This is a genomic window from Pseudomonas fluorescens, assembly GCF_900215245.1.
Taxonomy (GTDB): domain Bacteria; phylum Pseudomonadota; class Gammaproteobacteria; order Pseudomonadales; family Pseudomonadaceae; genus Aquipseudomonas; species Aquipseudomonas fluorescens.
Genome location: NZ_LT907842.1, coordinates 1,774,947 through 1,797,163 on the forward strand (window position 1 = coordinate 1,774,947; position 22,217 = coordinate 1,797,163).

Consider the following 22,217-nt stretch of genomic DNA (forward strand, 5'->3'; position numbering starts at 1 on the left):
TGCGAACACGTTCAAATGTGGGAGCGGGCTTGCCTGCGAAGAGGCCATAAGCCCTAACGAAAACCTTACTGACCCGCGACCTTTTCCGACTTGCCGTCATAGCGCTTGCGCCACTCGGTCAGGATGCTGTCGCGGTTTTTCGAGGCCCAGGCGAAGTCGTTCTTGATCAGGCGTTGCTCGTAGTCAGCGGGCAATTCGGTCTGCGGCTTGGCGATGCCAGGCTGGGCGAGGACAGCGAAGTTGTCTTTGTACAAGTCCATCGCCGCAGCGCTGGCGGAGAAGTCAGCGAGCTTTTTAGCCGCCTCGGCGTGCGCGGTGCCTTTGATCACGGCAGTCGCTTCGATGTCCCAGCCCAGGCCTTCTTTGGGCAGGATGATGTCCAGCGGCGCGCCTTGGCGTTTCAGCTGGACGGCCGGGTATTCGAAGGAAATGCCAATCGGGAACTCACCCGAAGCCGCCAGTTTGCACGGCTTGGACCCGGAGTGAACGTACTGGCCGATGTTCTGGTGCAGGTCGTCCATGTACTGCCAGCCCTGTTTCTCGCCAAAGGTCTGCAACCAGGCACTCACATCCAGGAAGCCGGTGCCGGACGAGGCCGGGTTAGGCATCACGATCTTGCCCTTGTACTCAGGCTTGGTCAGGTCCTGCCAGCTCACCGGTTTGGTCAAGCCTTGTTTCTCGGCTTCGACGGTGTTGAAGCAGATGGTCGCAGCCCACACGTCCATGCCGACCCAGGCCGGTGGGTTGGCGGCGTCGCGGTAGTTTTTACCGATCTTGTCCAAGTCCTTGGGCGCGTAGTTAGTCAGCATGCCTTGCTGGTCAAGGATCGCCAGGCTCGACGCGGCCAGGCCCCACACCACGTCGGCTTGCGGGCGGTCTTTCTCGGCCAGCAGCTTGGCGGTGATGATGCCGGTGGAGTCGCGTACCCATTTGATCTCGACGTCCGGGTTGGCTTTTTCAAAGGCCTGCTTGTAAGTCTTCAACTGCTCGGCTTCGAGCGCCGTGTACACCGTCAACTCGGTTTTGGCAGCAAAGGCATTCAGGCTGAATGCGCTGAGTAAAGCAGCGGCCAGGGCCAGGGGCTTGAACATGGAACACCTCCTTCAGGGATTATTGGCCGGGCGCGGTCTGGCGCCAGGCTTGGGAGCGGCGCAACGCGCCACGTGAAGCCCACGCCAGCAGCAGCGAGACGCCGCCTGAGGTGAACAGAATCAGGGTGGACATGGCCGCGGCGCCGCCTACGTTGCCGGCGTCGTCCATGTTCAACACGGCGACAGCGGCGAGGAGGGTATCGGGGCTGTAGAGGAAGATCGCGGCGGACACGGTGGTCATCGCCGACACAAACAAGTAGCGCACGATGTCCAGCAGCGCCGGCAAGCAGATCGGTACGGTGACGCGCAAATAGTGGCGGTACAGCGGCGCCTTGAGCGACAGCGCGGCGGCTTCAAACTCACTGTCCAGCTGACGCAACGCCGTGGTCGCGGTCATCTGCGCAGTGGTCAAATAGTGCGCAATGGTGCACACCACCAGCAGGGTCATGGTCCCGTAGAACACATGCAGCGGGTTGCCGTTGAGGTTGAAAAAGAACACGTAGCCCAGGCCGAGCACCAGGCCTGGCACGGCCATCGGCACAAAACTGAGCATGCGCAGCGCCAGGTTCAGGCCTTTCTGGCCCTTGGTCTTTTCCATCAGGTAGGCGCCCGTGAAGATCAATACGCTACCGATCAGCGCCGTGCACAGGGCCATGGTCAGGCTGTTGCGATAGGCCAGCCAACCGCCACCGGCCGTGTCTTCGAATTGGTAGTGGTTGAGCGACAGCGACAGGTTGTACGGCCAGAATTTAACCAGGGAGGAATACACCGCCATGCCGAACACCAGCAGCAACACCGCGCAAATCAGCAGCACAATGGCCAGGTAGCACCCATCGCGGCGCGCCGAGGGCGCCGGCTGGAACACCTGGGCACGGCCACTCATGGCGTCACCCTGCCGACGGCGCAACCAGGCGTCGACCGCAAAGCTGAACAGCGCCGGCAACAGCAACACCATGCCAATCAATGCACCGCGACCGAACTGCTGCTGGCCGACCACCGCCTTGTAGGCCTCCAGCGCCAGCACCTGATAATCGCCGCCGACCACCACGGGCACGCCGAAGTCGGTGATGGTCAGGGTGAATACCAGGCAAAACGCAGCGAACACCGCCTGGCGCGTGGCCGGCCAAGTGATGCTGCGAAACGCCCGGGCTGGACTTGCCCCCATGCTCGACGCCGCGTCGAACAAACGCGCATCTGCCAGCGACAGTGCCGACAGCAGGATCATTAACGCGTGTGGGAAGGTGTAGATCACTTCGCCGAGGACAATGCCCCAGAAACCGTAGATATTCTCCGAAAGCAGCCCGCGCAACATGCCCTGGTTGCCGAACAGATACACCAGCGCAATCCCCGGCAGCATTGACGGCGCCATCAACGGCAGCAGCGATATACCCCGCCAGACTGCCTTGCCGGGAATCAGTGTGCGCTGCAATGCGTAAGCAAACAGATAGGCCAACGGTACGACGATGGCCGCTACGCTGAGGGAAACCTTCAGGCTATTGCCCAGCAGCCAGTGGAAGTTGTCGCTGGTGACCAGCTCGCGCGCCGCGACCCACCCACCGCCCTGCCCGGCTTCACTGCTGAAGCCGCGCCAGAAGATCGCCAGTAATGGCATCAGTACCGCCACGCCCAACAGGCACAACCAGAGCACTTTGCCACCGAGCACAAAAATGCGGTCGCCCAGTTCGGCGCGGGACACCTGACGAGCCAGGTTGTCGGGAATCGGCAGTGTCATATCTTCGGCCATCTCAGGCAAACACCTGCAGGCTGCGCGGCGGCAAGGCAACCCAGATGTCCTGGGCACCGAGGCGTGGCATGGCTTCGGGGGCCAGTTCGGCCAGCAGCGGATGGCCGGGCAATTGTTCCAGCTCAAAGCTCATGCGGCAGCGGTTGCCGAGAAAGGTGATTTCGCGGACCTTCGCCGGGAACAGGTTTTCTTCATGCACCGGCGGGTTGACGCTGATGGCTTCCGGGCGGCAGAACAAACGGCCGGACCTGGCCTTGCTGGCGTTATCGTCCAGGCGCATGTTCATACCGCCGACCTGGGCATGGCTGTCGCTGTTGCGGCTGAACGGCAGCCAATTGCCCTGGCCGACGAACTCCGCCACGAACGGCGTGGCCGGTCGGTCGTAGATTTCCTGGGGCGTGGCATATTGCTCGACCTTGCCGTTGTTCATCACGGCGATGCGGTCCGCCATCAACATGGCTTCGTCCTGGTTATGGGTGACCATCAGGGTGGTAATCCCCAGGCGTCGTTGCAGTTGGCGCAACTCGGTGCACAAGTGCTCGCGGACACGGGCGTCGAGCGCCGACATCGGTTCGTCCAACAGCAGCAAAGAAGGGGCTGGCGCCAGAGCACGGGCCAGAGCGACGCGTTGTTGTTGGCCGCCAGAGAGTTGGCCGGGGTATTTCTTTTCACTGCCCAGCAGGCCGACCAGTTCGAGCATCTGGCCGACACGCTTGCGCACTTCATCGCGGCCGCTGCCGGTGAGGCCGTAGCCGATATTCGCTTCAACGGTCAGGTTGGGAAACAGCGCGTAGGACTGGAACAAAATCCCGTAGTCCCGTGCCTGTGGTGGCAGCAAGGAAACATCCCGTTGGCCAAGGTAAAGTTCGCCGCTGTCCTGGCGCTCCAGACCGGCGATACACCGCAGCAAAGTGGTCTTGCCGCAACCGGACGGGCCCAGCAGGCACACCAGCTCACCGGCCGCGACGTCCAGCGACACATTGTCCAGCGCAGTAAAGGCGCCGAAGCGTTTCTGGATACCGCGCACCTTCATCGGCGCGCCGGGGTTGGTCAGGGCTGTGTTCATGGAGGCACCTCATCAAACTGATGAAGGCCATGCTAGAGGGGCAATGCGTCCCTGATGTGGCAGGAAGGCAAAAGGGAGTGATAGTGGTATTGGTGGATTTGGGTAGTAACTACAGAGATGTGTTGTTTGGGATCCCGCTTTCGCGAGCAAGCCCGCTCCCACATTTTGACCGCATTCTCATGCTGGAACTCGGTCGAAGGTGGGAGCGGGCTTGCCCGCGATGGCGATCCAAAGGCCAGCACAAAACCTCAGAGCGGCGACATTTCCTGCGCCAACCCGAGAAAGGCAGCAGGCAGGCGAGCCCCTTTTCTTTCCTTGAGGCAGTACAAATACTCCGGAATCTGCGGCGAGTTCTCGATGGTCAGCACGCGCAACTGCGGGTCATGGGGCACTTCCTGGCGGGCGATGATGCTGATACCGATATTGCGCAGCACGGCCTCGCGAATCGACTCACGGCTGCCGATTTCCAGCAGTGGCCCGTAATTCACACCCGCGCCTTGTAACAATTCTTCGGTCAACCTGCGCGTGGTCGAACCCGCCTCACGCATCAACAGCGTGTGCCCGGCCAACGCACTGAGCGGTACATGCTCGAGGGTGGCCAACGGGTGATTGCGATGCACCGCCAGCACCAACGGATCGGTGCCCAGTACGCGCCGGATCAGACGAGGGTCTTCCAGCAGTTGCGAGGACGCGGCGACATCGACGCGGTAATCGTCCAAGGCTTCGAGCACCTGCTGGGAGTTGCCGATTTCCACCGACACCTCCACGTGGGGCAGGCGTTCACGAAAAGCTTTGACCAGGTCGAGAATGTAATACGGCGCCGTTGCGGCAATCCTCAAGGCACCCTGGACATGGCCGCTGTTACGCAGGAAAAACTCGATATCGGCTTCCTGCTGCAACAGCGTCTTGACCATTGGCAGCAGCCGCGCACCTTCGTCGCTGACGGTAAGGCGGCGGCCGCCCCGGTAGAACAGCTCAACGCCGTACTGGCTTTCCAGGTTGCGAATCTGCGTGGTGACGGTGGGCTGGCTCAGGCCGAGTTTTTTCGCCGCCTGGGTAATGCTGCCCAGGCGGGCGACCATAAAAAACGCCTTCAACTCGGCACTCAGCACGCCACCCTCTCATCGTCTATTTGCGCAACAGGCGCAGGCCATTGAACACCACCAGCAGGCTCACGCCCATGTCGGCGAACACCGCCATCCACATGGTGGCCATGCCGAGGAAAGTGACCGCGAGGAAGATCGCCTTGATCACCAACGCCAGGGCGATGTTCTGCTTGAGGATACGCGACGTTTGCCTGGAGAGCCGAATGAAAGCCGGGATCTTGCGCAAATCATCGTCCATCAGCGCCACGTCGGCGGTCTCAATGGCGGTGTCGGTGCCGGCTGCGGCCATGGCAAAACCGATCTCGGCACGGGCCAGGGCCGGCGCGTCGTTGATGCCGTCGCCGACCATGCCCACCCGGCGGCCTTGGCCGTAGAGGGTTTCGATGGCGTGCAGTTTGTCGGTGGGCAACAGGTCGCCCTGAGCCTGGTCGATACCGACCTGGGCCGCAATCGCCTGGGCGGTGTGGGTGTTGTCGCCGGTAAGCATCAAGGTCTTGATGCCCAGGTCGTGCAACTGCTGGATGGCTTCGCGGCTGCTGTCTTTAACGGTGTCGGCCACCGCGAACAACGCCAGCGGGCCGGATTTATCGAGCAACAGCACCACCGACTTGCCTTGTTTTTCCAAGGCGAAGAGCTTTTCTTCCAGCGCAGGCGAGCACAGGCCCAAGTCTTCCACCAAGCGGTGGTTGCCCAGGTGGTAGGTTTCGCCGTTGATGTCGCCGCGTACACCGCGACCGGCCAAGGCCTCAAAGTTATCCACAGCGTGGCTCGGCAGGTTTTTATCCACAGCTGCGTTGGCAATCGCCAGCGACACCGGGTGGTCGGACCGCCCGGCCAGGCTGGCAGCCAGGGCCGGCGCGCTGTCCGCGACGTTGGGGAACAGCGGCAAATAGTCGGTTTGCACCGGTTTACCGTGGGTGATGGTGCCAGTCTTGTCGAGGGCCAGGTAATCGAGCTTGTAACCACCCTCCAGGTACACGCCGCCTTTGATCAGGATGCCTTTGCGCGCCGCCGCCGCCAGGCCGCTGACGATGGTCACCGGGGTGGAGATCACCAAGGCACAAGGGCAGGCAACCACCAGCAGGACCAACGCACGGTAGATCCAGTCGAACCACACGCCCGCCATGAACAGCGGTGGAATCACCGCCACGCCCAAGGCAAACAGGAACACGGCCGGGGTGTAGACCTTGGCGAAGCTGTCGACAAAGCGCTGGGTCGGTGCCCGCGCGCCTTGCGCTTGTTCTACGGCGTGAATGATGCGCGCCAGGGTGGAATTGTTGGCGGCTGCGGTGACCTTGTATTCCAGAGAGCCGGCTTGGTTGATGGTGCCGGCGAAGACTTTATCGCCCACGGTCTTTTCAATCGGCAGGCTTTCACCGGTGATCGGTGCCTGGTCGATGGTGGATTGGCCAGCGGTGACTTCGCCGTCCAGGCCAATGCGCTCGCCGGGTTTTACTCGTACGATGGCACCAAGATCGATGCTTTTGACTTCTTGTTCCAACCACGAGCCGTCAGCCTGTTGAACCGTGGCCTGTTCCGGGGTCATCTGCATCAAGCCGCTGATGGCATTGCGCGCACGGTCCAGGGACTTGGCTTCGATCAACTCAGCCACAGTAAACAGGAACATCACCATCGCGGCTTCGGGCCACTGGCCGATCAGGATCGCGCCCGTCACGGCGATGCTCATCAGCGCGTTGATGTTCAGGTTGAGGTTTTTCAGGGCGATCCAGCCCTTTTTGTAGGTGGTGAGGCCGCCGCTGAGGATCGACACCAACGCCACCAGAGCAATCACCCAGGTCGGTGCGACACCGGTGAAATGCAGCACCTCGGCACCCAGCGCGCCGACGCCAGACACTGCAAGCGGCCACCCGTGTTTCTTGGCCGGCGGCGCAGCGGCCGGGGTGCCTTCTTCAATAGGATCGGCTTGCATACCGAGGGACTTGATGGCGTCGACGATCGGCGCCGTGCTCGGCAAGTCATGGGTGACGCCGAGCATGCGGTTGATCAGGTTGAATTCCAGCTGCTGCACACCCGCGAGCTTGCCCAGTTTGTTCTGGATCAGCGTCTGCTCGGTTGGGCAGTCCATGGCTTCGATGCGAAAGGTGCTCAGGCGCGAGCCGGCGGTCGGCGCTTCGCTCAGCGTGACCACGGCAGGCGCGGCCTTGCTTGCACAGCAGGAGCCGGCATGGCTGGCGTGGTCGTGCTTTTTGACGGGCGTCAGTTTGGCGCCGTGATCGTGATCGTGATCGTGGGCATGATCGTGCTTAAGATCATGATCATGCGGGTGACCATGCTTTTTGGGGGTGTGGATGGAGTCGCTCATTCTGTCGCGTCCGTAAAGGTGCCTGTTGCCAAGTAAAGACCCTGTAGCCACTATAGGGTCAAGCACCCATTTGGAGATTGCTGCGATGAAGATCGGCGAACTGGCCAAACTGACCGACTGTCAGGTGGAAACCATCCGGTATTACGAGAAAGAAGGCCTGCTGCCGCCTCCGGCACGCACCGACGCCAATTATCGTGTGTACACCCAGGCGCACACCGAACGGCTGATCTTTATCCGCAATTGCCGCAGCCTGGACATGACGCTCGAGGAAATCCGCAGCCTGCTGGGGCTACGCGACAGCCCCCAGGACCAGTGCGAAAGCGTGAATGCCTTGATTGACGAGCATATCCACCACGTAAAGGCACGGATCGACGGGCTGCTGGCGTTGCAGGTGCAATTGCTGGACCTGCGCCAACGCTGCGGCGGTGGGCCGGATCTGGATCAGTGCGGGATTTTGCAGCGGCTGGAAGTCAGCGGGAGTGTCGCGGCCAGCGAGGCAGAGCCTTCGCACGTGGGCAGAAGCCACGGGCACTGAATCAAGTCAACACGGACCCAATGTGGGAGCGGGCTTGCTCGCGAATGCGATAGATCAGTCGATATTTCCAGCGACTGACCCACCACTTTCGCGAGCAAGCCCGCTCCCACAGTGATCAGATAGCCACGTCAGCCTTGATGCTCGGGTCGGCGTCGTAGCCAACGATTTCAAAGTCTTCAAACTTGTAATCGTAGATCGACGCAGGTTTACGCTTGATCACCAGTTCCGGCAGCTTTTTCGGCGTACGCGCCAGCTGGGTGCGGATCTGTTCCATGTGGTTGCTGTAAGCATGGGTGTCGCCGGTGGTGACGATGATCTCGTGAGGGATCAGGTCGCATTGCTGAGCCAGCATGTGAGTCAGCAAGGCCAACGCGGCGGTGTTGTACGGCAGGCCGAGGAAGACGTCGGAGCTGCGGATATACAACTGCATCGACAGATGCCCGTCATGCACGAACGCCTGGTACAACAGATGGCACGGCGGCAAGGCTTGCTTGCCGTTGCGCGCGTTCTCCTGCGGGCTCTTGGTTTCGTCCGGCAGGTACTCGACGTTCCAGCCATGAAACAGGATGCGGCGGCTGTTGGGGTTGGTTTTGAGGGTGTGGACCATGTAGTCGATCTGGTTGATCTTGCCGCCGTCCTTGGTCGGCCAGGCGGTCCATTGCTCGCCGTACACCGGGCCCAGGTCGCCGTCTTCGGTGGCCCACTCGTCCCAGATTTTCACGCCATTTTCGTTGAGCCACTTGATGTTGGTGTTGCCGCTCAACATCCAGATCAACTCGTTGGCGATACTTTTGAAATGAAGCTTCTTGGTGGTCAGCAGCGGGAAGCCGTCGGCCAAGTTATGCCGATACTGACGGGCAAATACGGCTTTGGTGCCGGTGCCGGTGCGATCGCCCTTGGTCAATCCATTGGTCACGACGTCGTTCAGTAGTTCGAGATATTGCTTCATGTTATTACCCGTATCGTTGAAGCCGAGGAGGCTGATCCTTCACGGAAGAGCCTCGGCATTCGAATTTAAAGCGCGGTGTTCTTGATGCCTTGCGGACGGTTGTACGCCCACCACAGCAGGCCCAGGCCAGCCAGGATCATCGGCATGCTGAGGATCTGGCCCATGGTCAGCCAGCCCCACGCCAGGTAGCCCAGTTGGGCATCCGGCACGCGCACGAATTCGACGATGAAACGGAAGATCCCGTAGAACAAGGCGAACATCCCCGACACAGCCATGGTTGGACGTGGCTTGCGCGAGAAGATGTACAGAATGAGGAACAGTGCCACACCTTCCAGGGCGAACTGGTAGAGCTGCGACGGGTGGCGCGGCAATTGCGCCGGGTCGCTGAACGGCGGGAACACCATAGCCCACGGCACGTCGGTCGGCTTGCCCCACAACTCGGCGTTGATGAAGTTACCGATACGCCCGGCGCCCAGGCCGATCGGCACGAACGGCGCGACGAAGTCCATCAGCTGGAAGAATGACTTGCCGTTGCGTCGACCGAACCACCAGGCAGCGATCATTACGCCGACAAAGCCGCCGTGGAACGCCATGCCGCCCTTCCACACTTCGAAAATCAGCGTCGGGTTGGCGATATAGGCCGGCAGATCGTAGAACAGCACATACCCGAGGCGTCCGCCGACAATCACCCCCATCGACATCCAGAACACCATGTCGGAGAGTTTCTCTTTGGTCCAGGTGGGGTCGAAACGGTTCAGGCGCCGGGAAGCCAGCAGCCAGGCACCGCCGATGCCGATCAGGTACATCAACCCGTACCAGTGGATTTTCAGCGGACCGATGGCCAAGGCCACCGGGTCGATCTGCGGGTAAGGCAGCATTGCGACTCCTCGTTAAATCATTAGTCATGGCGCACCGGACCATGCCGGTGTGCGATTAAGCCTGCGTTACAGCCGCAATTTCAAATTAAGAAGTTCGCACATACTGAACAGCCTGGCATGTTAACGGATGGAAGGCGTGCGACCCAACTTCGATACGATGGAACGCCCGCCGTTGTGTGGGTAGAGTGGGCAAAACACACAGGGAATGCCTTATGTGCCTGATCGTTTTCGCCTGGCGGCCGGGCCACGCCCAGCCGCTGATCGTCGCGGCCAACCGTGACGAGTTCTACGCCCGGCCCAGTCTGCCGCTGGGCCAATGGCCCGATGCGCCTGACATCTATGCCGGTCGCGACCAGGAAGCGGGTGGCACCTGGCTTGGGGTCAACGCCGACGGGCGTTTTGCCGCCCTGACCAATATCCGCGATCCGCACCAGCCCCCGGCGCGTAAATCGCGCGGCGAACTGGTGGCCCGCTTTTTAAGCGGTTCGCTGCCAATAGATCAGTATTTGGCCGACGTTAACGGCCGTTCGATTGAATATGCCGGTTTTAATCTATTGGTGGGTACACGGGACGAGTTGTGGCATTACAACGCCAATGAGACCGAAGCGACGCAGTTGAAGGCTGGGGTTTATGGCTTATCCAATGCCGGGCTGGATACGCCATGGCCGAAGTTGATCAAGGCCAGGGCGGCGCTGAGTGAGTTACTGGACAACCCCGAGCCGCAAGCCTTGCTGGGGATTCTGAGTGACCCGCAGACCGCGCCATTTGCTGACTTGCCGGATACCGGCGTGGGGTTGGCGACGGAGAGTCTGTTGTCGAGCGTGTTTATCGCCAGCCCCAGTTATGGAACACGGGCGAGTACGGCGTTGATTGTGAATGCCGATGGCACACGGCGGATGCTGGAACGCAGTTTCGGGCCGCACGGTGGCCGGTTGGGCGAGGTGGAACTCAATATGTGAGGGTGCCTGGGCCGACGCCATCGCAGACAGGCCAGCTCCCACAGTTGGATGCATTCTTCTGTGGGAGACGGGCTTGCCGGCGACGGCCGCACCTCGGCTTAGAGGGTTTTTGCCGAGGCCGGGTTGATCATCCGCGTCAGCCCCAAATTCTTCAGCGCCAGCTGAAGCGAGCTGTGGATAACTTGCGGGTTGTCGATGGTCATCAACTCGGCCAGCAACTCCTTGGCCATGCTCAGGTTTACCTGGCGCAGCAACCACTTCACCTTCGGCAAGTTGGTGGCGTTCATCGACAGGCTGTCAAAGCCCATCGCCATCAGCAGCACCGCTGCCGCCGGGTCACCGGCCATTTCACCGCAAATGCTCACCGGCTTGCCTTCGGCATGGGCGTCACGCACCACGTGCTGCAGGGCTTGCAGGACCGCCGGGTGCAGGTAGTCGTAGAGGTCGGCCACCCTTGGGTTGTTGCGGTCCACGGCCAGCAGGTACTGGGTCAGGTCGTTGGAACCGACCGACAGGAAGTCCACTTGCCGCGCCAGCTCTTTAGCCTGGTACACCGCCGCCGGGATTTCGATCATCACGCCAATCGGCGGCATCGGTACGTCGGCGCCTTCGTCACGGACTTCGCCCCAGGCTCGGTGGATCAGGTGCAGTGCTTCTTCCAGCTCATGGGTGCCGGAGATCATCGGCAACAGAATGCGCAGGTTGTTCAGGCCTTCGCTGGCCTTGAGCATGGCGCGAGTCTGGACGAGGAAAATTTCAGGGTGGTCGAGGGTGACACGAATACCGCGCCAGCCAAGGAAGGGGTTGTCTTCCTTGATCGGGAAATACGACAGTGACTTATCGCCGCCGATGTCCAGGCTGCGCATGGTCACCGGTAACGGGTGGAAGGCGGACAGTTGCTCGCGATAGATCGCGAGCTGCTCCTTCTCACTCGGGAAACGCTGGTTGATCATGAACGGCACTTCGGTGCGGTACAGCCCCACCCCTTCGGCGCCGCGTTGTTGCGCACGGGCGACATCGGCGAGCAGGCCGGTATTGACCAGCAGCGGCACACGGTGACCATCGAGGGTTACGCAAGGCAGTTCGCGTAACGAATCGAGGCCCAGCGCCAGTTGTTTCTCTTCTTCCACCACCTCGGCGTACTGCTTGCGCATCAGCTCGCTGGGGTTGGTGAAGACTTCGCCACGATGGCCATCGACGATCATGTCGATGCCGTCGACCTTGGAGTACGGCAGGTCCACCAGGCCCATCACCGTCGGGATGCCCATGGCCCGCGCCAGGATCGCAACGTGGGAGTTACCCGAACCCAACACCGAGACCAGGCCCACCAGTTTGCCTTCTGGCACTTCGCCGAGCATCGTGGCGGTCAGTTCTTCACTGATCAAGATGGTGTTGTCGGGGTACACCAGGTTGGTGGTGCGGTCTTCCTGCAGGTAGGCGAGCAGACGGCGACCGAGGTCGCGCACATCCGAGGCACGCTCGCGCAGGTAGGCGTCGTCCATCAATTCGAAACGGTTGACGTGATCGGTGACCACCTGGCGCAACGCGCCCTGGGCCCACTGGCCGGTCTTGATGACGGTTTTGACTTCGTTACCCAGCGACGCGTCGTCGAGCATCATCTGGTACACGTCGAACAGCGCGCGCTCTTCGGGGCGCAGTTGCGTGGCCAGTTTGGTCGACAGGTTGCGCATGTCGGCGCGCACGCCTTCCAGGGCGGTCTTGAACAGTTTGATTTCAGCGTCAATGTCATTGACGGTCTTGTCCGGCACCACATCGAGGTCGGCCGGTGGCAACATGACCACCGCCGTGCCGACGGCAGCGCCCGGCGAACCCGGTACGCCGACGAACTTGGCTTCCTGGATGCCCTTGCCCTGGCGACCCAGGCCGCGAATCGAGCCAGTGGCTTCGGCATGGGCGATAACCCCGGCCAACTGCGCGCTCATGGTCACGAGGAAGGCTTCTTCACCTTCGTCGAACTGGCGGCGCTCTTTTTGCTGAATGACCAACACGCCGACCACGCGGCGGTGGTGAATGATCGGTGCGCCGAGGAACGAGGCGTAGCGCTCTTCACCGGTTTCGGCAAAGTAGCGATAACGCGGGTGATCGGCCGCGTTTTCGAGGTTGAGGGGTTCTTCACGCGTCCCCACCAGGCCCACCAGACCTTCATTGGGCGCCATGCTGACTTTGCCGATGGAGCGCTTGTTCAAGCCCTCCGTGGCCATCAGCACAAAACGGTTGGTCTCGGGGTCCAGCAGGTAAACCGAGCAGACCTGGCTGCCCATGGCTTCCTTGACGCGCAACACAATAATCCCCAACGCCGCCTTGAGATCCTTGGCGGAGTTAACTTCCTGGACGATCTTGCGCAGCGTATTGAGCATGGCTCGGGGTCGAACTCCGTCGTCAGTCGCGCGATAAAAGGCGCGGGGCAAGCTCTTTGAGAGCGCGACGATAAACCTCGCGCTTGAATGTCACCACCTGGCCCAACGGGTACCAATAGCTGACCCAGCGCCAGCCATCGAACTCCGGTTTACCGGTCAAATCCATCCGCACCCGCTGCTCGTTGGAGATCAGGCGCAGGAGAAACCATTTCTGCTTCTGGCCGATGCACAGCGGTTGGCTGTGCGTACGCACCAGGCGTTGCGGCAAACGATAGCGCAACCAGCCGCGAGTACAGGCCAGAATTTGCACATCTTCGCGCTCAAGGCCGACTTCTTCATTCAACTCACGGTACAAGGCGTCTTCAGGGGTTTCGTCGGGGTTGATTCCGCCTTGAGGAAACTGCCAGGCATCTTGGTTGATTCGGCGAGCCCATAGCACCTGTCCGGCATCATTCGTAAGAATAATCCCGACATTAGGACGGAAACCATCGGGGTCGATCACGGCAACAACCTCGCAAACGCATGTCGCCGCATTGTTCCACAAAGGTTGTTCCAGCGGCAACGAGGCTTCTTACCTTATGTGCACTCTTGTGAAAAGACCGTATTCTGGACGCCTTTTTACAGACTTTTCAGCGAGTAACTGCAATGCGCCTGGCTTTATTCGACTTGGACAACACGCTTCTGGGCGGTGACAGCGATCACGCCTGGGGCGATTACCTCTGCGAACGCGGAATTCTCGATGCGGTGGCCTACAAGGCGCGCAACGATGAGTTTTACCAGGATTACCTGGCCGGCAAGCTGGATAACGCCGCTTACCTTAATTTCTGCCTGGAAATCCTCGGCCGCACCGAGATGGCCCAGTTGGACGAATGGCACAACGACTACATGCGTGACTGCATCGAGCCGATCATGCTGCCGCAGGCCATGGAACTGCTGGCCAAGCACCGTGCCGCCGGCGACAAGCTGGTGATCATCACCGCGACCAACCGCTTCGTCACCGCACCGATTGCCGCGCGCCTGGGGGTTGAAACCCTGATCGCCACCGAGTGCGAGATGGAAAATGGCCGCTACACCGGGCGCAGCACCGATGTGCCGTGCTTCCGCGAAGGCAAGGTCACGCGTTTGAATCGCTGGCTCGAAGAAACCGGGCACAGCCTGGAAGACAGCTACTTCTACAGCGATTCGATGAATGACTTGCCGCTGTTGGAGCAGGTGACGCATGCGGTAGCCGTGGACCCGGACCCGAATCTGCGGGCTGAAGCCCAGAAGCGTGGCTGGCCGGTGATTAGTCTGCGCGGCTGATAACGCCTTCGCGAGCACGCCCGCGCGCACATTTTGACCGCGCTCCCTCTGAAGGAACCGGCTCGAATGTGGGAGCGGGCTTGCTCGCGAATGAAGTCGACTGGGCCCCAAGCCTTACATCGGCTTCGCCACCATCAAATAGAAAATCGCCACAAACGCCAGAAACGCCGGCCAGCCCAGACCAAACCACCAGCGCATATAGGTTGTCGCCTTGATCGGCATCGCCGTGCCCTCGCGCAACGCCTGCTCGGCCATCGTGTGCACACGAATCTGTAACCACACCACCGGTAGCCAACAGATCCCGGCCAGGCAATACAGGCCGATGGTCCATTGCAGCCAGCTTTGCTGCATCGACCAACCCGCCAAGTGCATCAAGCCGACTCCGCTCAAGGGCTGGAACACCGCCGTGGTCGCGGTAAACGCCCAGTCGGCGAACACCAGGTGTTTGAAGGTCACGGCGATCACTTCAACCTTGCCGCTGCGCCAGGCGCGCAAGGCGTAGTAAGCCGAGCCCGCACCCAACCCGAACAGAATGGTCGACGACAGGATATGCAGGGTTTTCAGCAGCAGGTAAGCGCTCATCGCCGGGGTTCAGTCCAAAGAAGCCAAAGAGTAGCCACCATGAGTACCAGGTTTTTGGCGACCGCCGCGTAGGGATCAAACCAGTAATGGGGCAGGATTATGCTGATAACCACGGTATAACCGGCCATCAGCAGCAGTTGCAGGATCAGGGTCTGCCTGCGCCAACGCGCGACCAGCAGCCCCAAGCCCAACAGGCCATCACACACGGCCCCGGCGATCACCGCCAGCGTCGCCCAAGCGCCTTGCACGCCCGCTTCGGCCAGGATGCGCAGGCCCCAGTCATAACCCGGGCCGACGCAGACCACTGCGGTGCCCAGCCAGATCAGCACCATCACCGCCAGCATCAGCGGGCGGACAGTGCGTTGGCTACTCACTGTTGCCGTCGGCCAATCCCGCAGCCGCGTGGCCAGCGGTGCGGCCGTATAGCCGCACACCGAAGCCAGCACCTCGGGGTCGGCCACATTGTCCTGTTGCGCCAGTGCGATACTTTGTCGATTCAACGCCCGCCAACCCAAGTGGTCTCCCAGCCAACCGCCCAACCCCAGCAACGGCACTTGCCGGTAGCGGCCCGCGCCCCAGCCTTGAGCGGCACGCAGGTGGTCAATGACCTTGGACAGTGGCATCGGCTCAGGGCCCACCAACGGCAGCACCATTGATTCGGCCGGCCACTGCCGCAACAGCGCCAGTACCGCACCGACCACGTCGTCGATATGCACGGGTTGCAGGTGGGCCTTGAGGTTCAGCAACGGAATCAACGGCCAAGGCGAAAGCCCGGCCAACCACGCACTGCTGGCACCGCCAGCACCCACCACCAATGAAGGCCGCAGCACCACGCACGCTTTGCCCAGGCCGAGCAAGTAATCATCCGCCGAGCCTTTGCTGGCCAGGAATGGCACGTCGGAGTGCGCCGAAGCCCCCAGGGCAGAAATCTGCAACACCCGCGCACCGTGCCGGGCCGCCAGATCAAACAGCACGCGGGCGCCCTGATCCTGGACACGGCTCAACTGCGCCGCATCCACGCTCAGCAGGCCCGCCGCATTGATCAATAAATCAACAGAGTCAGGAAAAACAAAGCACTCGGGGTCGATCGCCAACCGGCTCAAATCCAGTGACCGCCACTCTACCCCTGGCCAGTTCTGACTTCGAGGCTCGCGACACGTAGCGATCACGCGGTGCCCCGCTTGCTGCAAGGCACGCAACAGGTGGCCGCCTACAAACCCTGTGGCGCCGACCAAAAGAATATTCATGAAGATCCTTTAGACCGGTTTGGCGCCCATCAAGCCGGCAATCGCCACAAACCCCACCAGGCTGACCACCGCCAGCACCAGGGTGAAATTCAGGTTGCCGCCTTCGCCTTTGCGCAGGCGATTAAGCCGTGCCACCAGCCAGAACCAGGCCAGCGCGGCCACGGTATAGAGGAGGCTGGAGCCCAGAATCCAGGTTTGCCCCAGCGGCCAGCCGACCAAGTGCACCAGCCACCAGCCGGTGAACGGCATGCTGACAAGGCTTATCCCCATCAACAACCACACGAACACCCATGGGCGTTGCACGGTGACGGCCGGGCCGGCGCTGCGTTTGCGCCAGGCCAGGACCGCCAGGCCGAGGCCGCTGAGCAGCAGCAACACGGTGGCGGTGATGTGAATAACCTTGAGGGTGGTCAGCGTTTCCATGGTCTCGATTCCTTATAGGCCGCTCAGTCAGCGTAGTCGCTCAACCGAGGAACAGCTGGTAGGCCGGGTTTTCGCTTTCATCCCAATACGGGTAGCCGATTTGTGCCAACGCGGCCGGCACCAGGTGACGCTCGTCTGCCGGTACTTGCAGGCCCGCGACCACACGTCCGTCGGCCGCGCCGTGGTTGCGATAGTGGAACATCGAGATGTTCCAGCGCCCGCCCAATTTGTTAAGGAAGTTGAACAGTGCGCCCGGGCGCTCCGGGAACTCGAAACGAAACACCAGCTCATCGCTGACTTTAGCCGCGTGGCCACCCACCATATGGCGGATGTGCAACTTGGCCAGTTCGTTCTCGGTAAGGTCCAGTACCGGGAAGCCCTGGCTGGTAAGGCTGGCGATCAGCGCGCTGCGCGGGTCGTTTTCGGGGTGCGTCTGCACGCCGACGAAGATGTGCGCCTCACGCCCGGAGTGGTAGCGGTAGTTGAATTCGGTGATCTGGCGCTTGCCCACTGCTTCGCAGAACGCCTTGAAGCTGCCCGGCTTCTCGGGGATGGTCACGGCGATGATGGCCTCGCGGCCTTCACCCAGCTCGGCGCGCTCGGCGACGTGACGCAGGCGGTCGAAGTTGACGTTGGCGCCGGAGTCGATGGCCACCAGGGTTTGCCCGGTCACGCCACGGGTCTCCACGTATTTCTTGATCCCCGCCACACCCAATGCGCCCGCCGGCTCGGTGATGGAGCGGGTGTCGTCGTAGATGTCCTTGATCGCCGCGCAGATTTCATCGGTGCTGACGGTAATCACTTCATCCACATAGTCTTTGCAGATGTCGAACGTGTGCTGGCCGATCTGTGCCACCGCCACGCCATCGGCAAAAATGCCGACGGTCGGCAAGATCACGCGCTCACCCGCGGCCATCGCGGCTTGCAGGCAGTTGGAATCGTCCGGCTCGACGCCGATGATCTTGATCTCCGGGCGCAGGTATTTCACGTACGCCGCGATACCCGCGATCAGCCCGCCGCCGCCGACCGGCACAAAAATCGCGTCCAGAGGCCCCGGGTGCTGGCGCAGGATTTCCATCGCCACGGTGCCCTGCCCGGCAATGGTGTGCGGATCATCGTAGGGGTGAATGTAAACGTAGCCTTTTTCGTCGACCAGCTTCAGCGAGTAGGCCAGGGCTTCCGGGAAGGAATCACCGTGCAGCACCACTTTGCCGCCACGCGAGCGCACGCCTTCGACCTTGATCTCCGGCGTGGTCTTGGGCATCACGATGGTGGCCTTGACCCCCAGCACCTTGGCCGCCAGGGCCAGGCCCTGGGCGTGGTTGCCCGCAGAAGCCGTGACCACACCGCGCGCGCGTTCTTCGGCGCTCAGTTGGGTCAGCTTGTTGTAGGCGCCGCGAATCTTGAACGAGAACACCGGCTGCAAGTCTTCACGCTTGAGCCAGACCTTGTTGCCCAGCCGCTCGGAGAGCTGGCGAGCGGTCTGCAATGGGGTTTCTACGGCAACGTCATAAACGCGCGAGGTGAGGATCTTTTTGACGTACTGTTCAAGCATCGGCAGGCATCACTGAGCGGGTTGGGCAGGGCCAAGGAGTCTAACCCGGCTTTTGGCCGGGCGACCACACGAATCCCGAGGTTTTGTTGGGTTATACTCGCCGCCCTCGATAACTCCCCGCCCGTTCCGGAGCCCGCATGACCCAGGATCAACTCAAACAGGCAGTGGCCCAGGCCGCCGTCGATTTAATCCTTCCTAAACTCGACGACAAAAGCATCGTCGGTGTCGGCACCGGCTCCACCGCCAACTGCTTTATCGATGCACTGGCCCAGCACAAGGGCGCGTTCGACGGCACCGTGGCCAGCTCCGAAGCCACCGCCGCGCGCCTCAAGGGCCATGGCATTCCGGTGTACGAGCTCAACACCGTGAGCGACCTGGAGTTCTACGTAGACGGCGCCGATGAAAGCGACGAACACCTGAACCTGATCAAAGGCGGCGGCGCCGCCCTGACCCGCGAGAAGATCGTCGCGGCCGTGGCCAAGACCTTTATCTGCATCGCCGACGCCAGCAAGCTGGTGCCGGTACTCGGTGCGTTCCCGCTGCCGGTCGAAGTCATCCCGATGGCCCGCAGCCACGTGGCCCGTGAACTGGTGAAACTGGGCGGCGACCCGGTGTACCGCGAAGGCGTGTTGACCGACAACGGCAACATCATCATCGACGTGTACAACATGCAGATCACCAACCCGGTGGAACTGGAAACCCAGATCAATGCGATCGTCGGCGTGGTCACCAACGGTTTGTTCGCCGCGCGCCCGGCGGATGTGCTGCTGCTGGGTACGCCTGAAGGCGTGAAAACCCTTAAGGCCTGAAGCTCAGCGCTGATTTCCTGTGGAGACAGGGCTTGTGTGGGAGCGGGCTTGCGCGCGAATGCGGTGTGTCAATCAACTGATCTGGCGACTGAGACACCGCATTCGCGAGCAAGCCCGCTCCCACATTTAATGTGTGCTGACCTGGATAACTGTGTAACAAAACCGCTACTTTTCGCAGCACCTACGCTCAAAAACCGTGCGCATGTCACGGCATTCCACGCCTCTCTTAGTATCAAATCCGTTACAAATTACACCCAGGCGACCCACGCGTTTAACAATGCGCCACTTCGCACACGCCCATGGAATGAGGCGCGCATTGTGCAATGGGTCTGGGCTTTGAAACCCCCATCACCTCAAGGACGACCTTGTGATAAAGCCTCTTGCCCTCGCTATCAGCGTTGTCGGCACTCTGCTGTCGACGCAAACCCAGGCCTACGATTACGGCCAGCACGCCAATACCACCCTGGAAAAGCTGATCAACGACTACCCCGGCCGTTATCGCGGCACGGCCAATTTCGCCGGCGCGGCAGATTGGATGCAAAGCCAGATGGGTTCGGCCTACAACCTCAGTCGCCAGAACTTCACCTGGAACAACGGCACTCGCGCTTCGCAAAACGTGGTGGCCTATGCTGCAGGCACTAAACCGCAGTACGTGGTGATTGGCGCGCACTTCGACACCTACTTCGGCCGCCCCACCCTGCAAGGCCTGGACGATAACGGCTCCGGCGCCAGCGTGCTGACCGAAGTGGCCAGGAACCTCGGCGGCCTGCCGCTGGAGAACGGCTTGCAGGTCGTCGGCTTCGGCGCCGAAGAAGAAGGCCTGCGCGGCTCCAAGGCCTTCGTCGACTCACTGAGCGCCAGCCAACGCGCGAACATGCTGGCGATGATCAACCTCGACAGCCTGATCACCGGCGACATGATGTACGCCCACGCCGGCCAGAACAGCACGGCCAACCCCGCCCTGGCGTCGCTGCGCGAGCACACCTTGCAAATCGCCAAGGAGCTGAACATCCCGCTGTTCACCAACCCGGGCCTGGACCCGCAGTACCCCAAGGGCACCGGCTGCTGCAGTGATGGCGAGCCGTTCGAACCGCTGAAGATCCCGATTCTGTATATCGAAGCCACCAACTGGGAGCTGGGCGATCTGGACGGTTACACCCAAACCAATAACCCAAAAATTCCCGGCGGCTCCACCTGGCACGACCCGGCAGAAGACAACAAGGCCGTGCTGACCAATGCCTTTGGCCAGGAACGCATCGACCAGCGCCTGCGCGACTATTCACGCCTGCTCAGCCGCCTGGTGCTGGAGCTGACCAACGCCGACTTGCTGGCCTCCACCACGTCGGGCGGCGCCGTTGCGCGCAACCTGCAGGACAACCTGCAACGCCAGCATCAGGCTATGGTGCGTCTGCATGATCGCCGTTGGTTGACCTTACAAGCGGCCAGCCGCGAGGTCGGAAGCGTAGACGGCGAAATCGGCGTGGACGGCGAATACACCCCGGACAGCGGCTTCGACAGCCCGCTCAACCGTGACACCCGACGCCTGGGCGTACACGCCTTGGGCGACTATCAGCTCACCTCCAGCCTGAATATCGGCGCCAGCCTCAGTTACCTCAATGGCCGCGACACGCTGGAGCAGCGCGGCAAACTGGACAGCGACACCTGGCAGGCCGCGGCCTATGCCTTGCTCAACGATGGCGGGCCAAGCTGGCTGGCCGGCGACCTGAGCGTCGGCCACACGCGTTTTGATTCCAAGCGTAACCTGCTGATCCAGGCCAATGGCGGCCCGGTGCTGCTCGACCAGCACCTGACCGGCAACACCGACGCCTTGTCGTTGGGCGCGCGCGTATTGGGCGGTTATGACTTTGATTTCGGTGCGATCAAGAGCGGGCCATTTGCCGGCCTGGATTACAGCCACTCGCGCATTGATAAATTCCACGAAAAACAGAACCTGCGCACGGCGCTGGAATACGAACAACAGTCTTTCGACTCCCTGGAAGCCAGCCTCGGTTGGCGCGTGCGCGGTGCCGTTGCCCTGCCCTATGGCATGAGCCTGCTGCCTTACGGCGACATCGCCTGGGTCAACGAATTGGCTGACGGCCGCCTCGAAGACCTGCAATTGACCGCCCGCGCCGACGGCCAGGCGCGCACCGCCAACCTTGGTTCAGTGGACAAGCGCTTTGGCCGCGCCCAGGTCGGCAGCCAGTTGGCGATTACCCCGCAACTGGGTGTGTATGCCGAAGTGAACAGCCGCCTTGGGCATACGGAAGGCAGCCAGACCGGCTATTCATTGGGCGTGCAATGGATGTTTTGATCAGGGCTTTTTGAACACGTAGAACAGGTTCGGCTCGCTGACCACATACAACGAGCCTTCGTCATCCATGGCGATCCCTTCGGCCTGCGGCACACGCTTTTCAAGGCCATGGCGCCCGTTGAGCAAAGAAAGACTGCTCAACGGGCGACCATCAAGGCCCAGCTCCAGCACCAGGAACGATTCATCCGACAGCGCCAGCAGGTGGCCGCTGCGCTCGTCGTATTGCAGGCTCGAGAGGTCGCGCACAAACAGCCCGGCATCGCGCTTGGGGTTGTTGATCACGTGCACGGAGTAGGTTTTTTCCGGTTTGAAATGGGGAAACCCGTGAACCTCGTAAATCAGCATCGGGTCGCGTTCCTTGGCCACAAACAGGCGCTTGCCCACCGAGTCGTACGCCAGGCCCTCGAAGCCGTTGTTACCACCGATGTGCACGCCCAACGTCATCTGCTCAGCATCCGCAGCATCGAGAAATTGGGTGTCGTCATTCACATGCACCTTGATCAGTCGTTGCTGGCTCTCATCGCTGATCACGTAGATGTTGTCGCTGATGAACTCCACCGCCTCCGCATCGCCAAACCCCACCAGAGGAATCCGCCGCAGGATCTTGCCGTCCAGGGACAGCTCGATCAGCTCGGCGTTTTTATTGGTGACCGTAAACAGGCTTTTGCGCACCGGGTCGTAGGTAAGGGCCGAGACGTTGTCGTCGAGACCGTCGATGACCACGGCTTGCAGGCTGACGCGGTAATCCCCCAGGCCAATGGAGCGCTCATCGGCAGGATGGCGCCATGTCTGGAAATTGAACCAGCCACGCTCAAACAGGCGAAAGTGCTGTGCGACCACTCCGGCGGCGACCAGAGTGAGCAGCATCACGATAAAGAACGCGGGTTTGGGGCGGGCAAGTCGACGCATCAGGCAAGCTCAAAGACAAAAAGTGGCGAATAAATATCACGCCGTTC

Annotated in this window: 19 protein-coding genes; 5 read left to right on the top strand and 14 right to left on the bottom strand. The window is 61.3% G+C overall.

Annotated features, from left to right (window positions below):
• Positions 1-65: 65 nt before the first annotated feature.
• The 5 genes from CPH89_RS08390 to CPH89_RS08410 all read right to left on the bottom strand — a co-directional run bounded on the left by CPH89_RS08390 (position 66) and on the right by CPH89_RS08410 (position 7,330).
• Positions 66-1,091: a putative 2-aminoethylphosphonate ABC transporter substrate-binding protein gene (locus CPH89_RS08390; RefSeq protein ID WP_053258511.1), complete on the bottom strand. Its 1,026-nt coding sequence runs from the start codon at positions 1,089-1,091 to the stop codon at positions 66-68.
• 19 nt (positions 1,092-1,110) lie between these two features.
• Complete coding sequence (locus tag CPH89_RS08395; RefSeq protein ID WP_053258512.1) at positions 1,111-2,835, bottom strand: putative 2-aminoethylphosphonate ABC transporter permease subunit; 1,725 nt, start codon at positions 2,833-2,835, stop codon at positions 1,111-1,113.
• Between the two features lies 1 nt (position 2,836).
• On the bottom strand, positions 2,837-3,901 hold the full coding sequence (locus CPH89_RS08400; RefSeq protein ID WP_053258513.1) for a putative 2-aminoethylphosphonate ABC transporter ATP-binding protein: 1,065 nt from the start codon (positions 3,899-3,901) through the stop codon (positions 2,837-2,839).
• Positions 3,902-4,149: 248 nt separating this feature from the next.
• Entirely contained in the window at positions 4,150-5,013 is an 864-nt protein-coding gene (locus CPH89_RS08405; RefSeq protein WP_053258514.1) for a LysR family transcriptional regulator, read from the bottom strand.
• A 16-nt stretch (positions 5,014-5,029) separates the two neighbouring features.
• Positions 5,030-7,330 (bottom strand): heavy metal translocating P-type ATPase, encoded by a 2,301-nt coding sequence (locus CPH89_RS08410; protein ID WP_053258515.1) that lies wholly within the window; start codon positions 7,328-7,330, stop codon positions 5,030-5,032.
• A gap of 85 nt (positions 7,331-7,415) precedes the next feature.
• Between CPH89_RS08410 and cadR the strand changes: the two genes are divergently transcribed.
• Complete coding sequence (gene cadR, locus CPH89_RS08415; RefSeq protein WP_053258516.1) at positions 7,416-7,865, top strand: Cd(II)/Pb(II)-responsive transcriptional regulator; 450 nt, start codon at positions 7,416-7,418, stop codon at positions 7,863-7,865.
• 115 nt (positions 7,866-7,980) lie between these two features.
• On the opposite strand, the gene CPH89_RS08420 is transcribed toward cadR, so the two are convergent.
• Both CPH89_RS08420 and lgt read right to left on the bottom strand, forming a co-directional pair.
• Positions 7,981-8,814 (bottom strand): thymidylate synthase, encoded by an 834-nt coding sequence (locus CPH89_RS08420; RefSeq protein WP_053258517.1) that lies wholly within the window; start codon positions 8,812-8,814, stop codon positions 7,981-7,983.
• Between the two features lie 65 nt (positions 8,815-8,879).
• On the bottom strand, positions 8,880-9,692 hold the full coding sequence (gene lgt, locus CPH89_RS08425) for a prolipoprotein diacylglyceryl transferase (RefSeq protein WP_053258518.1): 813 nt from the start codon (positions 9,690-9,692) through the stop codon (positions 8,880-8,882).
• Between the two features lie 212 nt (positions 9,693-9,904).
• On the opposite strand from lgt, the gene CPH89_RS08430 reads away from it, so the two are divergent.
• Complete coding sequence (locus CPH89_RS08430; protein ID WP_053258519.1) at positions 9,905-10,651, top strand: NRDE family protein; 747 nt, start codon at positions 9,905-9,907, stop codon at positions 10,649-10,651.
• A gap of 98 nt (positions 10,652-10,749) precedes the next feature.
• On the opposite strand, the gene ptsP is transcribed toward CPH89_RS08430, so the two are convergent.
• Positions 10,750-13,029, bottom strand: coding sequence for a phosphoenolpyruvate--protein phosphotransferase (gene ptsP / locus CPH89_RS08435; protein ID WP_053258520.1), 2,280 nt, complete (start codon positions 13,027-13,029; stop codon positions 10,750-10,752).
• A 22-nt stretch (positions 13,030-13,051) separates the two neighbouring features.
• Positions 13,052-13,531: an RNA pyrophosphohydrolase gene (locus CPH89_RS08440; RefSeq protein WP_053128161.1), complete on the bottom strand. Its 480-nt coding sequence runs from the start codon at positions 13,529-13,531 to the stop codon at positions 13,052-13,054.
• Positions 13,532-13,674: 143 nt separating this feature from the next.
• Here CPH89_RS08440 and CPH89_RS08445 point away from each other — a divergent pair, with 143 nt between their 5' ends.
• On the top strand, positions 13,675-14,331 hold the full coding sequence (locus tag CPH89_RS08445; protein ID WP_053258521.1) for a histidinol-phosphatase: 657 nt from the start codon (positions 13,675-13,677) through the stop codon (positions 14,329-14,331).
• Positions 14,332-14,445: 114 nt separating this feature from the next.
• Here the strand turns inward: CPH89_RS08445 and CPH89_RS08450 are convergent, their stop codons facing one another.
• The 4 genes from CPH89_RS08450 to ilvA are packed head-to-tail and all read right to left on the bottom strand — an operon-like array spanning position 14,446 to position 18,138.
• A complete protein-coding gene (locus CPH89_RS08450) occupies positions 14,446-14,913 on the bottom strand; it encodes a DUF2269 family protein (RefSeq protein WP_053258522.1) in 468 nt (155 codons plus the stop codon).
• A complete protein-coding gene (locus CPH89_RS08455; protein WP_053258523.1) occupies positions 14,910-16,160 on the bottom strand; it encodes an SDR family oxidoreductase in 1,251 nt (416 codons plus the stop codon). Before CPH89_RS08455 ends, CPH89_RS08450 begins: the two co-directional genes overlap by 4 nt.
• A gap of 9 nt (positions 16,161-16,169) precedes the next feature.
• A complete protein-coding gene (locus CPH89_RS08460) occupies positions 16,170-16,583 on the bottom strand; it encodes a DUF2269 family protein (RefSeq protein ID WP_053258524.1) in 414 nt (137 codons plus the stop codon).
• A gap of 40 nt (positions 16,584-16,623) precedes the next feature.
• Positions 16,624-18,138 carry a threonine ammonia-lyase, biosynthetic gene (gene ilvA, locus CPH89_RS08465; protein ID WP_053258525.1) on the bottom strand — a complete coding sequence of 505 codons (1,515 nt, stop codon included), beginning with the start codon at positions 18,136-18,138 and terminating at the stop codon, positions 16,624-16,626.
• 137 nt (positions 18,139-18,275) lie between these two features.
• Here ilvA and rpiA point away from each other — a divergent pair, with 137 nt between their 5' ends.
• Positions 18,276-18,947 carry a ribose-5-phosphate isomerase RpiA gene (gene rpiA / locus CPH89_RS08470; RefSeq protein WP_053258526.1) on the top strand — a complete coding sequence of 224 codons (672 nt, stop codon included), beginning with the start codon at positions 18,276-18,278 and terminating at the stop codon, positions 18,945-18,947.
• 367 nt (positions 18,948-19,314) lie between these two features.
• On the top strand, positions 19,315-21,261 hold the full coding sequence (locus tag CPH89_RS08475; protein ID WP_053258527.1) for an autotransporter domain-containing protein: 1,947 nt from the start codon (positions 19,315-19,317) through the stop codon (positions 21,259-21,261).
• Here CPH89_RS08475 and CPH89_RS08480 read toward each other — a convergent pair whose 3' ends face one another.
• On the bottom strand, positions 21,262-22,170 hold the full coding sequence (locus tag CPH89_RS08480; protein ID WP_053258528.1) for an SdiA-regulated domain-containing protein: 909 nt from the start codon (positions 22,168-22,170) through the stop codon (positions 21,262-21,264). It lies immediately after the preceding gene.
• Between the last annotated feature and the right edge of the window lie 47 nt (positions 22,171-22,217).

Bases quoted from the DNA above. Each gene is read 5' to 3' on its own strand.
- CPH89_RS08390 (WP_053258511.1), bottom strand. From the start codon at position 1,091: ATGTTCAAGCCCCTGGCCCTGGCCGCTGCTTTACTCAGCGCATTCAGC.
- CPH89_RS08395 (WP_053258512.1), bottom strand. From the start codon at position 2,835: ATGGCCGAAGATATGACACTGCCGATTCCCGACAACCTGGCTCGTCAG.
- CPH89_RS08400 (WP_053258513.1), bottom strand. From the start codon at position 3,901: ATGAACACAGCCCTGACCAACCCCGGCGCGCCGATGAAGGTGCGCGGT.
- CPH89_RS08410 (WP_053258515.1), bottom strand. From the start codon at position 7,330: ATGAGCGACTCCATCCACACCCCCAAAAAGCATGGTCACCCGCATGAT.
- cadR (WP_053258516.1), top strand. From the start codon at position 7,416: ATGAAGATCGGCGAACTGGCCAAACTGACCGACTGTCAGGTGGAAACC.
- CPH89_RS08420 (WP_053258517.1), bottom strand. From the start codon at position 8,814: ATGAAGCAATATCTCGAACTACTGAACGACGTCGTGACCAATGGATTG.
- lgt (WP_053258518.1), bottom strand. From the start codon at position 9,692: ATGCTGCCTTACCCGCAGATCGACCCGGTGGCCTTGGCCATCGGTCCG.
- CPH89_RS08430 (WP_053258519.1), top strand. From the start codon at position 9,905: ATGTGCCTGATCGTTTTCGCCTGGCGGCCGGGCCACGCCCAGCCGCTG.
- ptsP (WP_053258520.1), bottom strand. From the start codon at position 13,029: ATGCTCAATACGCTGCGCAAGATCGTCCAGGAAGTTAACTCCGCCAAG.
- CPH89_RS08445 (WP_053258521.1), top strand. From the start codon at position 13,675: ATGCGCCTGGCTTTATTCGACTTGGACAACACGCTTCTGGGCGGTGAC.
- CPH89_RS08450 (WP_053258522.1), bottom strand. From the start codon at position 14,913: ATGAGCGCTTACCTGCTGCTGAAAACCCTGCATATCCTGTCGTCGACC.
- CPH89_RS08455 (WP_053258523.1), bottom strand. From the start codon at position 16,160: ATGAATATTCTTTTGGTCGGCGCCACAGGGTTTGTAGGCGGCCACCTG.
- CPH89_RS08460 (WP_053258524.1), bottom strand. From the start codon at position 16,583: ATGGAAACGCTGACCACCCTCAAGGTTATTCACATCACCGCCACCGTG.
- ilvA (WP_053258525.1), bottom strand. From the start codon at position 18,138: ATGCTTGAACAGTACGTCAAAAAGATCCTCACCTCGCGCGTTTATGAC.
- rpiA (WP_053258526.1), top strand. From the start codon at position 18,276: ATGACCCAGGATCAACTCAAACAGGCAGTGGCCCAGGCCGCCGTCGAT.
- CPH89_RS08480 (WP_053258528.1), bottom strand. From the start codon at position 22,170: ATGCGTCGACTTGCCCGCCCCAAACCCGCGTTCTTTATCGTGATGCTG.